Annotated in this window: 10 protein-coding genes and 1 pseudogene; 2 read left to right on the forward strand and 9 right to left on the reverse strand. The window is 62.1% G+C overall.

Annotated features, from left to right (window positions below):
- Window positions 1-7: 7 nt before the first annotated feature.
- Together APH36_RS13495 and APH36_RS13500 are read right to left on the reverse strand one after the other, a co-directional pair.
- On the reverse strand, window positions 8-982 hold the full coding sequence (locus APH36_RS13495) for an NAD-dependent epimerase/dehydratase family protein (protein WP_060499034.1): 975 nt from the start codon (window positions 980-982) through the stop codon (window positions 8-10).
- A complete protein-coding gene (locus APH36_RS13500) occupies window positions 970-2,307 on the reverse strand; it encodes a UDP-glucose/GDP-mannose dehydrogenase family protein (protein ID WP_060499035.1) in 1,338 nt (445 codons plus the stop codon). The genes APH36_RS13495 and APH36_RS13500 overlap by 13 nt, the downstream gene beginning before the upstream one ends.
- Before the next feature lie 419 nt (window positions 2,308-2,726).
- On the opposite strand from APH36_RS13500, the pseudogene APH36_RS31675 reads away from it, so the two are divergent.
- Window positions 2,727-2,870, forward strand: a pseudogene (locus tag APH36_RS31675) (SAM-dependent methyltransferase); the annotation flags it as partial.
- Between the two features lie 56 nt (window positions 2,871-2,926).
- On the opposite strand, the gene APH36_RS13505 reads toward APH36_RS31675, so the two are convergent.
- The 4 genes from APH36_RS13505 to yghU all read right to left on the reverse strand — a co-directional run bounded on the left by APH36_RS13505 (window position 2,927) and on the right by yghU (window position 8,247).
- Window positions 2,927-4,171 (reverse strand): saccharopine dehydrogenase family protein, encoded by a 1,245-nt coding sequence (locus APH36_RS13505; RefSeq protein ID WP_016394970.1) that lies wholly within the window; start codon window positions 4,169-4,171, stop codon window positions 2,927-2,929.
- A 33-nt stretch (window positions 4,172-4,204) separates the two neighbouring features.
- Window positions 4,205-5,302 (reverse strand): carboxynorspermidine decarboxylase, encoded by a 1,098-nt coding sequence (locus APH36_RS13510; RefSeq protein WP_060499036.1) that lies wholly within the window; start codon window positions 5,300-5,302, stop codon window positions 4,205-4,207.
- A 261-nt stretch (window positions 5,303-5,563) separates the two neighbouring features.
- Entirely contained in the window at window positions 5,564-7,267 is a 1,704-nt protein-coding gene (locus APH36_RS13515) for an amidase (RefSeq protein WP_060499037.1), read from the reverse strand.
- Window positions 7,268-7,407: 140 nt separating this feature from the next.
- A complete protein-coding gene (yghU, locus tag APH36_RS13520) occupies window positions 7,408-8,247 on the reverse strand; it encodes a glutathione-dependent disulfide-bond oxidoreductase (protein ID WP_060499038.1) in 840 nt (279 codons plus the stop codon).
- Between the two features lie 200 nt (window positions 8,248-8,447).
- Between yghU and APH36_RS13525 the strand changes: the two genes are divergently transcribed.
- Window positions 8,448-9,494 carry a dienelactone hydrolase gene (locus APH36_RS13525; RefSeq protein ID WP_060499039.1) on the forward strand — a complete coding sequence of 349 codons (1,047 nt, stop codon included), beginning with the start codon at window positions 8,448-8,450 and terminating at the stop codon, window positions 9,492-9,494.
- Here the strand turns inward: APH36_RS13525 and APH36_RS13530 are convergent.
- The 3 genes from APH36_RS13530 to APH36_RS13540 all read right to left on the reverse strand — a co-directional run.
- The gene (locus APH36_RS13530; RefSeq protein WP_367616164.1) at window positions 9,456-10,718 is read right to left on the reverse strand and encodes an MFS transporter; all 1,263 of its coding nucleotides are present in this window, start codon (window positions 10,716-10,718) and stop codon (window positions 9,456-9,458) included. The genes APH36_RS13525 and APH36_RS13530 overlap by 39 nt on opposite strands.
- 177 nt (window positions 10,719-10,895) lie before the next feature.
- Window positions 10,896-12,482, reverse strand: a complete 1,587-nt coding sequence (locus tag APH36_RS13535) for an ABC-F family ATPase (protein WP_016715632.1) — start codon at window positions 12,480-12,482, stop codon at window positions 10,896-10,898.
- Window positions 12,483-12,514: 32 nt separating this feature from the next.
- Window positions 12,515-13,169: site-specific integrase (locus APH36_RS13540; RefSeq protein ID WP_256219223.1), on the reverse strand; the 655-nt coding region annotated here is incomplete at its 5' end.

A 13,169-nucleotide genomic window follows, 5' to 3' on the forward strand; every position in this document is an offset into this window, starting at 1 on the left:
GTGTGGCTCAAACCCGGTAGAACTCCCGGTACCAGCCCACGAAAGCGTTTACGCCGTGTTCCAGCGACGTGCCCGGAGTGAAGTCGATCCAGCGCGCCAGTGAGTCCACATCGGCCCACGTCTCCAGCACGTCACCCGCTTGCAGCGGCAGGTAGTCGCGCTGCGCCTTGATGCCCAAGGCGTCTTCCAGGCATTCGATAAAATGCAGCAGCCGCACGGGTTGGCCACGGCCGATGTTGAACAGCTGGCAGGGCGGTTGCCCTTCGCCAGGCTGTGGTGGCCTCAGGCGCAGGCGCAGGACGCTTTCGACGATGTCGTCGATGTAGGTGAAGTCGCGTCCCATCAGGCCGTTGTTGTTAACCTCGATCGGGCGGCCTTCGAGCATGGCGCGGGTGAATTTGAACAGCGCCATGTCAGGCCGGCCCCAAGGGCCATACACCGTGAAAAAGCGCAGGCCTGTGGTCGGTAGCCGGTACAGGTGCGCATAGCTGTGCGCCATCAGTTCGTTGGCGCGCTTGCTGGCGGCATAGAGCGACACAGGTTGCTCGACCGGGTCATCGACACTGAACGGCAGCTTGGCATTGGCGCCGTACACCGAACTGCTGGAGGCGTAGATCAGGTGGCGTGGCGGTTGTTGGCGGCAGGCTTCGAGGATATTGAGGAAACCGACCAGATTGGCCTGGCCGTATGCGCCGGGGTTTTCCAGTGAGTAGCGCACCCCGGCCTGGGCCGCCAGGTGGATCACTTCACTGAATGCCTGCCCGTTGAACAGCTGCTGCAGGTCGGCAGCATTGGCAAGGTCGAGGGTCTGGAAGTGGAAATTGGCAAAGCCGAACAGCTGCCGCAGGCGCGCCAGTTTCAGCTCGACGCTGTAGTAGGCATTGAGGTTGTCGATGCCGACCACGTCGATACCCGTCTCGCACAAGCGCTGCGCGACGTGGAAGCCGATAAAGCCGGCGACGCCGGTGATCAGTACGGGCATGCTGGCTGCACCTGGCCACGGCCGATGCCGTAGTACGTCAGGCCTGCGGTGGCCATGTGTTCGGGCTCGAACAGGTTACGCCCGTCGAACACCACCCGGTCGGCCAGCAACTGCGGCACTTTGTCCAGGTTGAGCACGCGGTAGTCTTGCCATTCGGTGACGATGACCAACGCGTCGGCCCCCTCCAAAGCATCGTCCTTGCAGGGCACCAGTTGCAGGTCGGCACGCGGGCCATAGTGCCGCTGGATCTCCTCCATCGCTTGCGGGTCGTGGGCCTGCACCCTTGCGCCAGCGGCCCACAATGCTTCCAGCAGGACCCGGCTGGAAGCCTCGCGGATGTCGTTGGTGTTGGGTTTGAACGACAACCCCCACAAGGCGAATACCTTGCCCTGCAGGCCACCGGGATAATGCCGCTGGATCTTGCTGAACAGCCGGCCCTTTTGATGTTCGTTGACCGACTCTACCGCGCGCAGCAACTGGGGTTCGAACCCTTCAGCCTCGGCGCTGCGGCGCAGGGCTTGCAGGTCCTTGGGGAAGCATGAGCCGCCGAAGCCGCAACCGGCGTAGATGAAGTCGTAGCCGATGCGCGGGTCGGAGCCGATGCCACGGCGCACCATCTCGATGTCGGCCCCCAGGTGCTCGGCCAGGTTGGCGATTTCGTTGATGAACGAGATCTTGGTCGCCAGCATGCAGTTGGCCGCGTACTTGGTCAGTTCGGCACTGCGCGCATCCATGATCATCAGTTTTTCGCGGTTGCGGCTGAACGGCAGGTACAGCTCGCGCAGCAGCTCTACCTCAGTTGGCTCCGCACCGCCGATGATGATGCGCTCCGGGCGCATGCAGTCGTCCACGGCAGAGCCTTCTTTGAGAAACTCCGGGTTGCTGATGACCTGGAAGCGCCCGGGTTCGGCGCCGGCCTGGGCAATACGCGACTTGATGCGGTGCACCGTGCCGACCGGCGCGGTGGATTTGTTGACGATAACCTTGGGGCCATCGGCATGTTCAAGGATGCTGTCGACCACGGCAAACACGTGCTTCAGGTCGGCGCTGCCATCCGCTTGTGGCGGGGTGCCGACGGCGATGAATTGCAACTTGGCGTATTGGGTTGCTTTCCCGGCATCGGTGGTAAAGCGCAAGCGACCGCAGGCCAGGTTTTTCTCCAGCATTGGCGCAAGGCCCGGCTCGAAGATAGGGCAATGGCCTTCATTGAGGATGGCAACCCGTTCGGCGTCGACGTCCATGCACAACACGGAGTGCCCCACCTGCGCCAGGCACACTGCCTGGGTGAGGCCGACATAGCCGGTACCGAAAACCGTGACCTTCATTGTTCAGCTCCTTGATAAGAAAGCTGAAAAAAAATGTCACATCGTTGTTTAGGATTTGTTACCTGCTGGGGCTACGCCTCAAAGAATAGTGGCCGGTGTGTAGGTCATGGCCGCGACAATACTACTTCGTGAGATAGGTTCAGGAAGCTTTTTTCCGTTTGATCGGGCGGCCCGCGTAGGTAGAGCTGTCGATCTTGGCGAACGCTCCGAGTGCTTCTTCGTTGCTGTATTCGGTGAGCCAGATTCATTCAACCGACCACCGCCTCCCCGGAGCGGATGTCCCTCGCTGGCGATGGCCTTCTTGCAGAGGAGGGCAGGCCATGGCCTTGGCGCTGCAGTGATCGCGGTATTGTTCCATGGCAAGGACAAGCTGGTCGCGGCCATGCGCGGCGATGGCGGGCACGCCTACTGTGCATTACTCGTTGTCGCAGGAAGTGGGCTTGGGGCTGGGCGCGCAGGCCGGGGAGGCGCGGTTGCGGGCGGTGTTCGAAGAGGCGGGGTTCAGCCGGTTCCGGCGGGCGACGCAGACGCCGTTCAACCTGATTCTGGAGGCCCGGAAGTAGAAAGCTTGCCTTGAAAAGCAGAAGGGGCGCCATGTGGCGCCCCTTCTGTTTGCTGCTTAGGCTTCAGCGTCCCAAGGACGATCGCCTTTTTCATCTTTCACCCGGGTCGGCAGGCCCATCACGTCCAGCGCCTTGAGGAACGGCTCGGCTGGCAGCTCCTCGACGTTGACCATGCGCTTGGCATCCCACTCGCCACGGGCTACCAGCAGGGCGGCAGCCACTGGCGGTACGCCGGCAGTGTAGGAAATACCCTGGCTGTCGGTTTCGGCGTAGGCCTCTTCGTGGTCAGCCACGTTGTAGATGAACACTTCGCGCGGCTGGCCATCCTTGGTGCCTTTGACCAGGTCACCGATGCAGGTCTTGCCGGTGTAGCCTGGGGCCAGCGAGGCTGGGTCCGGCAGCACGGCCTTGACCACTTTCAGCGGTACCACTTCCAGGCCTTCGGCGGTTTTCACCGGTTGCTCGCTGAGCAGGCCCAGGTTTTTCAGCACGGTGAACACGTTGATGTAGTGCTCGCCGAAGCTCATCCAGAAACGCACGTTCGGCACGTTGAGGTTCTTCGAAATCGAGTGAACTTCATCGTGACCGGTCAGGTACAGGTTTTGCGAACCTACCACCGGCAGGTCGTCAGTACGCTTGACCTCGAACATGGTATTGCTGGTCCACTGGCTGTTCTGCCAGCTCCACACTTGCCCGGTAAATTCGCGGAAGTTGATTTCCGGGTCGAAGTTGGTGGCGAAGTACTTGCCATGCGAACCGGCATTGACGTCGAGAATGTCGATCGAATCAATGCTGTCGAAGTATTGCTGCTGCGCCAGCTTGGCGTAGCTGTTCACCACACCCGGGTCGAAACCGACACCAAGAATGGCAGTGATGTTCTTTTGTTGGCACTCTTCGAGGTGTTTCCACTCGTAGTTGCCGTACCACGGCGGGGTTTCGCAGATCTTGCCCGGCTCTTCGTGGATGGCGGTGTCCAGGTAGGCGACACCGGTATCGATGCAGGCGCGCAGCACCGACATGTTGAGGAAGGCGGACCCCACGTTGATCACGATCTGCGATTCGGTTTCGCGGATCAGTGCCTTGGTTGCCTCGACATCGAGGGCGTTGAGCGAGAAGGCCTGGATGTCGGCGGGTACCTTGAGGCTACCCTTGGCCTTGACGCTGTCGATGATGGCCTGGCATTTGGAGATGTTCCGTGACGCGATAGCGATACGACCCAGTTCGTCGTTATGCTGCGCGCACTTGTGGGCCACCACCTTGGCGACACCTCCTGCACCAATGATAAGAACGTTCTTCTTCAATTTACCCTTTGCTCCTTACTTGAGTAGCCAGTCTTACGACAGGCTGGAAACGTAGTCTTCGAAACCGAACTCGCGGACGACTTCGACGCTGCCGTCGAGCTGCTTGACCACGATGGAAGGCATTTTCAGACCGTTGAACCAGTTTTTCTTGACCATGGTGTAACCCGCTGTGTCGACGAACGACAGGCGATCACCAATGGCCAACGGACGATCGAATTGGTACTCGCCGAAGATGTCACCGGCCAGGCACGATTTGCCGCAGACCATGTAGGTGTGCTCGCCGTCATTCGGGGCCATCTTGGCATTGAGGCGGTAGATCAGCAGGTCGAGCAGGTGCGCTTCGATCGAGCTGTCGACGACGGCCAGGTGCTTGCCGTTGTACAGGGTGTCGAGCACGGTCACTTCCAGCGAGGCACTGTTGGTGATGGCCGCTTCGCCCGGCTCCAGGTATACCTGCACGCCGTATTTCTCCGAGAAGGCCTTGAGGCGCGCGCAGAAGGCGTCTACCGCATAGTCTTCACCGGTGAAGTGGATGCCGCCACCCAGGCTGACCCACTCGACCTTGTGCAGCAGGTGGCCGAAGCGCTCTTCGATGTGCGTGAGCATCTTGTCGAACAGGCCGAAGTCGCCGTTCTCGCAGTTGTTGTGGAACATGAAGCCGGAGATCTGCTCGATCACCTGTTCGATCTTGGCCGGGTCCCATTCGCCCAGGCGGCTGAACGGGCGGGCCGGGTCGGCCAGCAGGTAGTCGGAGCTGCTGACTTGCGGGTTGACGCGCAGGCCACGCACCTTGCCTTCGGACTGTTCGGCAAAGCGCTGCAGCTGGCCGATCGAGTTGAAGATGATCTTGTCGCAGTTCTCCAGCATTTCCTCGACCTCATCGTCGGCCCAGGCCACGCTGTAGGCGTGGGTTTCGCCGGCGAACTTCTGGCGGCCGAGCTTGAGCTCGAAGAGGGAGGACGAGGTGGTGCCGTCCATGTACTGCTGCATCAGGTCGAACACCGACCAGGTGGCGAAGCACTTGAGGGCAAGCAGCGCCTTGGCACCGGAGTGTTTACGCACGTAGGCGATCTTCTCCATGTTGCTGAGCAGCTTGGTTTTGTCGATGAGGTAATACGGCGTCTTGATCATTTAAAGGCCCCCGGCCAGGCCGGCCAAAAAAAGGACACGCATTGTGCCTTCACTTGCCGCAGACCGAAAGGGTGCGATACGCATTTCGTCAGGGTTGACGCCGTTGCGAGGGCATTTTTCCGGTTGCAGCGGGCTTAGTAGATCAGGTGCATGTGACTATCGTAATCTCCACCCACAGGTATTGCTGCGCATTCAAGGGCGCTGCAATACCGGTGGGGGCCGTTTTTGCGCAAATGGGCCGCAACGCGGCACCGGTGAAACTCAGCCCAGGGCTGGGGTGCGTGGCGGGATCATGCGGCGCGAGCCGGTCGCCTCGAAGGCTGCACCAAAGCTCAACAGCGCATTGTCGCTGTAAGCCCGCCCGGCAAAGGTCAGCCCCACCGGCATGCCGATGTCGGCCATCACGCCCATCGGCACGGTAACGGTTGGCACGCCCAGGTGACGGATCGCCAGGTTGCCGTTGGCCACCCAGATACCGTTGCTCCAGGCGATGTCGGCCGAGGCCGGGTTAACGTCGGCATCCGCCGGCCCCACGTCGGCAACGGTCGGGAACAGCACCGCGTCCAGGCCCAGATTGTCCATCCAGTCCTCCAGGTCCAGCTTGCGGGTTTTTTCCAGGCCACGCAGACCGTCAGGCAGGGTTTCGATCTGGTCCCAGGTCTTCAGACCACGCTTGGCCATGTTGACGTATTCGTCCATGCCGGCAGCCAGGTCGTCTTCACGGTTGGGCAGGGTGCCCGGGTCGTGCGGGAAGATCTGTGGGCCATCGACATCGGCCAGGCGGTTGAGCTTGGGGTCACCGTTGGCACGCAGGAAGTCGTCAAAGGCCCAGCCGGACAATTCCCACAGTTCGTCGTGCAGGAATTCCTTGCTGACAATGCCACGGTTGTAGACAGTCGGTGCGCCCGGGCGGTCGCCTTCGCAGTTGGACACCAGCGGGAAGTCCACTTCCAGCACTTCGGCACCGGCCGCTTCCAGGGCCTGGCGCGCCTGCTGCCACAAGTCGATCACCGTGGCGCGGGTGTTGATGCGCTGGCCGGTCGGGCCGCCGATACCCGGCTTTTCGGAGGTGCCAGCTTCGGCATCCGCATTGATGTACATGCGCGGCACACCAAAGCGCTTGCCTTTGAGGGCACCGGCATCCACGGCCAGGTCCAGGTAAGACGCAGGGCGCACCGTTGAGGCAGCCGGAATCGGCACCCAAGGCTGCAAGCGCCACAGGTCGCCGCGCTTGTCAGCGTCATCGGCTACCACCACATCGAGGATTTCCAGCAAGTCGGCCATGGTGCGGGCGTAAGGCACCACCACGTCCATTGTCGGTGTCAGCGGCCAGTTGCCACGCACCGAAATCACTCCGCGCGATGGGGTATAGGCGCACAAACCGTTGTTGGACGCCGGGCCACGGCCGCTGGACCAGGTTTCTTCAGCCAGGCCGAAGGCGCTGAAGCTGGCGGCGGTGGCGGTGCCGGCACCGTTGGACGAGCCCGAGGCGAACGGCGCGGTCAGGTAGTTGGCGTTGTACGGGCTTTCGGCGCGGCCATACACGCCGCGCTGCATACCACCGTTGGCCATGGGCGGCATGTTGGTCTTGCCCAGGCACACGGCACCGGCGGCGCGCAGGCGCTCGATGGTGAAGGCATCACGTTGGGCGACCAGGTCCTTGAAGGCAGGGCTGCCGGAAGCAGCGGTCAGGCCTTTGACCAGGTAGCTGTCCTTGGCGGTGTAGGGGATGCCGTCCAGCGGGCTCAGCACCTGGCCCTGTGCGCGGCGGGCATCGGAGGCCTCGGCTTCTTTCAGCGCCTCAGGGTTGCGCACCACCACGGCGTTCAGGGCCGTGGCGGTGTTGGCGCCATCGTAGGCGTCGATACGCGCCAGGTAGGCCTTGACCAGCTCGACCGCCGTCGTGCGGCCCGACTCGAGTGCGTCGCGCAGCTCGGCAATGGAAACCTCGGTTACCTCGATCATGCGTTCACCAAAAAAATGTGCAGGTGGGGGCTAATGCGAGGAGTGTACAAGAAGGGCTTGACGGACGCAGGTTTGCGCGGGGGCAAATGGTTTTATGCAGGCGAGCATTGTTGGGGTCGCGTAGCGACCCCGACTAGCCCTCAATCCAGGTCCGCCGCGCAATGCCGCTCAGGCACCTGGCTGTCTTCATCTCCCCAGGTCCGGTTCACCCGGGTACCTCGCTGCACAGCCGGGCGCTGGGCAATTTCCTCGGCCCAGCGCTGCACGTTCGGGTATTCGTCAACCGCCAGGAACTCCGCCGCGCCATACAGGTTGCCGCGCACCAACTGGCCATACCATGGCCACACGGCGATATCGGCAATGCTGTACTCATCGCCGCCCAGGTAGCGGCTTTCGGCCAGGCGGCGGTCGAGTACATCCAGCTGACGCTTGGCTTCCATGGTGAAGCGGTTGATGGCGTACTCGTATTTCTCTGGCGCATACACGTAGAAGTGGCCAAAGCCACCGCCCAGGTAAGGCGCTGCGCCCATCTGCCAGAACAGCCAGTTCAGGCTTTCGGTGCGTGCAGCCGGCGATTTCGGCAGTAGGGCACCGAACTTGTCCGCCAGATACAGCAAGATCGACCCCGATTCGAACACCCGCACAGGTGGTTCGACACTTCGGTCAAGCAGGGCAGGGATCTTCGAGTTGGGGTTTACCTGTACGAAGCCACTGGAGAACTGGTCGCCCTCGCCGATGCGGATCAGCCAGGCATCGTACTCGGCGCCGCGATGGCCCAAAGCAAGCAGCTCTTCAAGGGCAACGGTGACCTTGACGCCATTGGGCGTGGCCAGGGAATACAGCTGCAGCGGATGTTTGCCCTGCGGCAGGTCCTTGTCGTGCGTCGGGCCTGCAACCGGGCGGTTGATGCTGGCGAACTGGCCGCCGGATGCTGCGTCGTTGCGCCAGACCTTGGGTGGCACATAGGCGGGCTTGCTCATGCATGAATCTCCTTCAATGGCGCGAAACGGTCACGTAAAGACGTGGACCTCCATCTATGCCACGGGTTCGACGCCATGCGCAAATGCATAGGGCGCGCACGCCACATGCATGACGACGGTTTCATCCAGTTTTCATGCGGTGCCGGCTAGGCCGGCTCTATGCTGGGCTATCACTTCGCCCTGCAAGGAACCGCCGGCCGATGACCCTTCCACGCTGCATGTTGGCACTGGCGCTGCTCGGCGGCCTGTTGGCCCACGCCGAGGCTGCGCCATGGGTGGCCGGCCTGCACCACATGACACTGGCCGACCCGGTCGATAACCGGCCGATGCAAGCACTGGCTTTTTACCCGGCCGTTGGTTCAACCCATCGCAGCCGTATAGACGGCTACCCGGTCGAGGTGGCTGAAGAGGCACCCGTTGCCATGGGCCAGTTCCCGTTACTGGTGTTGTCCCACGGCAACACCGGCAGTCCGTTGGCCTTGCATTACCTGGCCACGTCCCTGGCGCGCCAGGGGTTCGTGGTGGTAGCGGTCGTGCACCCGGGGGACAACGTCCGCGACCACAGTCGCCTGGGTACCTTGAGCAATCTTTATGGCCGGCCACTGCAAGTCAGCGCTGCCATCGGTGCTGCCCGTGACGATGCATTGCTCGGGCCTTACCTGAATGAAGGCAAGGTCGGTGTGATCGGCTATTCGGCCGGCGGCGAAACCGCGTTGATACTGTCTGGTGCGCGCCCCGATCTGGACCGCCTGCGGCAGTACTGCCTGGAACGCCCGAACGACGCCGACGCCTGCAAAACCCACGGGATTCTGATTGCCGACCGCAGCGAGCTGGCGCCGCAGGCAGACCAGCGGGTGGGGGCGGTGATGCTGATGGCCCCGTTAAGCTTGCTGTTCGGGCGCCATGCCCTGGCTGGGGTGCAGGTACCCGCCCTCATCTATAGCGGAGACAGCGATCAACTGGTGGCCGTGGACCGCAACGCCAAAGCATTGGCCCGCAAACTGCCGGTTACGCCGGATTACCGCCTGCTGGCCGGCGCTGGCCACTTTGTGTTCATGGCCCATTGCGACGCCGAGCAATACACGCGAATGCCCGTACTGTGCAAAGATGCCGAGGGCGTGGACCGCCGCCATATTCATCATTCGCTAGAGCGCGAAACGGCGGCGTTCTTCAGTCAGGCGCTGGGTGCACCGCAACCGGGCGAGCGCTCAGCCGAGGCGGGCGCGCCGCGACAGCAACAGCGTTAGGCCCACCCCGGCCAAGGCCAGCAGGGCCGCCACGCAGAAGATCGAGGCATAGCCGAAGTGCACGGCCACTGCGCCCATTACCGGCCCGGCGATGGCCAGGGCCATGTCAAAGAACACCGCATAGGCGCCTAGCCCCGCGCCACGGCTGCTGCTGGGGACCTGCTTGATTGCCTCGACGCCCAGCGCCGGGTACACCAACGACAGCCCGAAACCGGTAAGCCCTGCGCCGACCAGCGCCCAGGCCGGTGAAGGTGCCAGCCATAGTAAGCTCAGGCCAAGCACTTCGGTGGCCATGCAGGCGACCGCCACGTTGTAGCCACCAAAGCGGTTGACGGCATTGACGAACAGCAGCCGCGAAAGGATGAAGCACACACCAAACGCACTCAGGCACCACGCAGCGCCGGCCCAGCCGCGCTCCAGGTAGTACAGGGTGACGAAGGTGGTCAGGGTGCCATAGCCGATCGAGGCGAGGGTCAGGCCCAGGCCACACGGGGCGACACGGCCGAACGCGGACCAGAAGGGCAGGCGCTCGCCGCGCACCACCACCACGTCAGGACGTTTGCGCAGCACCAGCAGGGCAGCCACGGCCAGCACCAGCAAGGCGGGCCCCAGTACGCTGAAGTTCAGCACGTCCACGGCCAGTACGCCCAAGGGGGCGCCTATCGCGATAGCACCGTACGAGGCGATCCCGTTCCACGAGATCACCCTGGCGGTGTGTTCGGGGCCGACCTGGCTGATGCCCCAGCTCAAGGTGGCTACACCAATCAACCCCTGGGCGATGCCCAGCAGCAAACGGCCTGCGAGCAGCAACGCGAGGCTCAGCAGTGGCAGTGTCAGGGTCCAGGCCGACAGCAGGGTCAACACTCCGCAGCCGGCAATCCCCAGCAGGCCGAAGCGTGTGGCCTGCTTGCCCCCAAGCGTATCGGCAACGCGCCCGGCAAACGGGCGGCTGAGCAAGGTGGCCAGGTATTGCAGGCCTATGGTCACCCCGGCGATCACCGCGCCGAAACCCAGCTGGTCATGCACATAGCTGGGCAGTACCGCAATCGGCAAGCCGATGCAGAGGAAGGCAATGAAGGTGTAGAAAACGATCGACAGGATCTGCAGGGTGATGTGCAGGGTATTGCGGGTGGGGGCGGGTTGTTGCGCGGTCATGGGCTCTTTCGCGGGCGGGCGGTTGGGCGTGGGTCCATGATGGCTGCTACAGGAAGGAAATGAAAGCAGGCTAACGAATTATTCGTCGGGGAATGCCAGCCTGAGGGACTGGCGGTGGATGCTTCGCGGGCTCGCCCGCTCCCACAGCTACCGCACAGTACTCAAGGCCTGCGCATTACCTGTGGGAGCGGGCATGCCCGCGAAGAGGCCGGCTCAGCCATACCGATGGCCATGCCGCCCCATCAATCAGACCAGCACACCCTGGCTACGCAGGTAGTCGTCATAGGTACCGCTGAAGTCCACTACGCCATCGGCCGACAGCTCGATGATCCGCGTGGCCAGCGACGATACGAACTCGCGGTCGTGGCTGACGAACAGCAGGGTGCCCGGGTAGTTTTCCAGCGCCAGGTTCAGCGCTTCGATCGACTCCATGTCCAGGTGGTTGGTCGGCTCGTCCATCACCAGTACGTTCGGCTTCTGCAGGATCAGCTTGCCGAATAGCATGCGGCCTTGCTCACCACCGGAAATCACCTTCACCGACTTGAGAATCTCGTCGTTGGAGAACAGCATGCGCCCCAGGGTGCCGCGGATCACCTGCTCGCCAGAGGTCCACTGGCCCATCCAGTCGAACAGGGTCATGTCGTCTTCGAAGTCGTGGGCGTGGTCCTGGGCGTAGTAGCCCACTTCGGCGCTGTCGGTCCACTTGACCGAACCTGCATCCGGGGTCATCTCGCCGACCAGGGTGCGCAGCAGCGTGGTCTTGCCAATACCGTTGGGGCCGATGATGGCAACGCGCTCGCCCGCTTCGACGGTGATGTCGAAGTTCTTGAACAACACCTTGTCGTCGAAGGCTTTGGCCATTTTTTCGACGACCACGGCCTGGCGGTGCAGTTTCTTGGTCTGCTCGAAACGAATGAACGGGCTGACACGGCTGGACGGCTTGACCTCGGCCAGCTGGATCTTGTCGATCTGCTTGGCGCGCGAAGTCGCCTGTTTGGCCTTCGAGGCGTTGGCCGAGAAGCGGCTGACGAAGGTCTGCAGCTCGGCGATCTGGGCTTTCTTCTTGGCGTTGTCCGACAGCAGTTGCTCGCGCGACTGGGTGGCTGCGGTCATGTACTCGTCATAGTTGCCTGGGAACAGGCGCAGTTCGCCGTAATCCAGGTCAGCCATGTGGGTGCAGACGCTGTTGAGGAAGTGCCGGTCGTGGGAAATGATGATCATGGTGCTGTTACGCGCCGTGAGGATCGTTTCCAGCCAGCGGATGGTGTTGATGTCCAGGTGGTTGGTCGGTTCGTCGAGCAGCAGCACGTCCGGGTCCGAGAACAGCGCCTGGGCCAGCAGTACACGCAGCTTCCAGCCCGGTGCCACTTCGCTCATCGGGCCGAAGTGTTGCTCCAGTGGAATACCCAGGCCCAGCAGCAGTTCACCGGCGCGGGATTCGGCGGTGTAGCCATCCATTTCGGCGAATTCGGTTTCCAGCTCGGCGACGGCCATGCCGTCTTCCTCGGTCATTTCCGGCAGCGAGTAGATGCGGTCGCGCTCGGCCTTGACCTTCCACAGTTGACCGTGGCCCATGATCACCGTATCGATCACGGTGAATTCCTCGTAGGCGAACTGGTCCTGGCGCAGTTTGCCCAGGCGGGTGTTCGGCTCGAGCATGACCTGGCCCCCGGATGGTTCAAGGTCACCGCCGAGGATCTTCATGAAGGTCGACTTGCCGCAACCGTTGGCGCCGATCAGGCCGTAGCGGTTGCCGTTGTTGAATTTGACGGAAACGTTTTCGAACAGCGGCTTGGAGCCGAACTGCATGGTGATGTTAGCTGTGGAGATCAAGTGCTTGTCCTGCGGGGGTTCCAGAGGTGTATTTAGGCCTTCGTGTCAGTTTTGGGCCAATTTTGGGCCATTTCGACTCGGGGCGGCAGCTTCTCCAGCTCCCTCCAGTCCGAGGAGGAGCTGATCCATTTCGCGTAGGTAGAAAGCAACATCTCAACGCTGTGGCCAAGCTGGTTCGCTATGAACGCAGGGTTCATTCCAGACATTAGGCACATGGTTGCGTAGGTGTGGCGGGTGTCGTACTGACGGCGTTCACGGATGTTCAGCGCCTTGAGCGCTGATTTGAAGTGGCGGATTGTAACACTTGGCTCGTTGATCCACAGCCCACCTTTGCTCGGTTGGAACACAAAAGCGCTTACAGGGTGGGCCGATTTGGATGCCATGCGTCGAAGTGTCGCCATCCGCTGGGCCTGGTTGATGGCGTTCAGCGCGCGCTCGTTGAGCAACACCACCCGGTGATACTTGGTCTTCGTGCGCTCCTCGGGCGCCCGATTGACGATGATCCGGCGAATCGTTGCTGATCGCTGATCCAAGTCGACATCCTCCCACTTCAGGCCCATGGCTTCACCAGGCCGGACACCGGTGAAGAGGCAGAACTCGAAGAACGCAGCGTAGATCTGGCAGTATTTCTGAAGAGTCGCGTAGAGGTGCGAGATAATCATCTCTGCCTCCGACCTGGTGTAAGGG

The organism is Pseudomonas sp. NBRC 111133, from assembly GCF_001320605.1.
Taxonomy (GTDB): Bacteria; Pseudomonadota; Gammaproteobacteria; order Pseudomonadales; family Pseudomonadaceae; genus Aquipseudomonas; species Aquipseudomonas monteilii.

Bases quoted from the DNA above. Each gene is read 5' to 3' on its own strand.
- yghU (WP_060499038.1), bottom strand. From the start codon at position 8,247: ATGAGCAAGCCCGCCTATGTGCCACCCAAGGTCTGGCGCAACGACGCA.
- APH36_RS13500 (WP_060499035.1), bottom strand. From the start codon at position 2,307: ATGAAGGTCACGGTTTTCGGTACCGGCTATGTCGGCCTCACCCAGGCA.
- APH36_RS13495 (WP_060499034.1), bottom strand. From the start codon at position 982: ATGCCCGTACTGATCACCGGCGTCGCCGGCTTTATCGGCTTCCACGTC.
- APH36_RS13515 (WP_060499037.1), bottom strand. From the start codon at position 7,267: ATGATCGAGGTAACCGAGGTTTCCATTGCCGAGCTGCGCGACGCACTC.
- APH36_RS13525 (WP_060499039.1), top strand. From the start codon at position 8,448: ATGACCCTTCCACGCTGCATGTTGGCACTGGCGCTGCTCGGCGGCCTG.
- APH36_RS13510 (WP_060499036.1), bottom strand. From the start codon at position 5,302: ATGATCAAGACGCCGTATTACCTCATCGACAAAACCAAGCTGCTCAGC.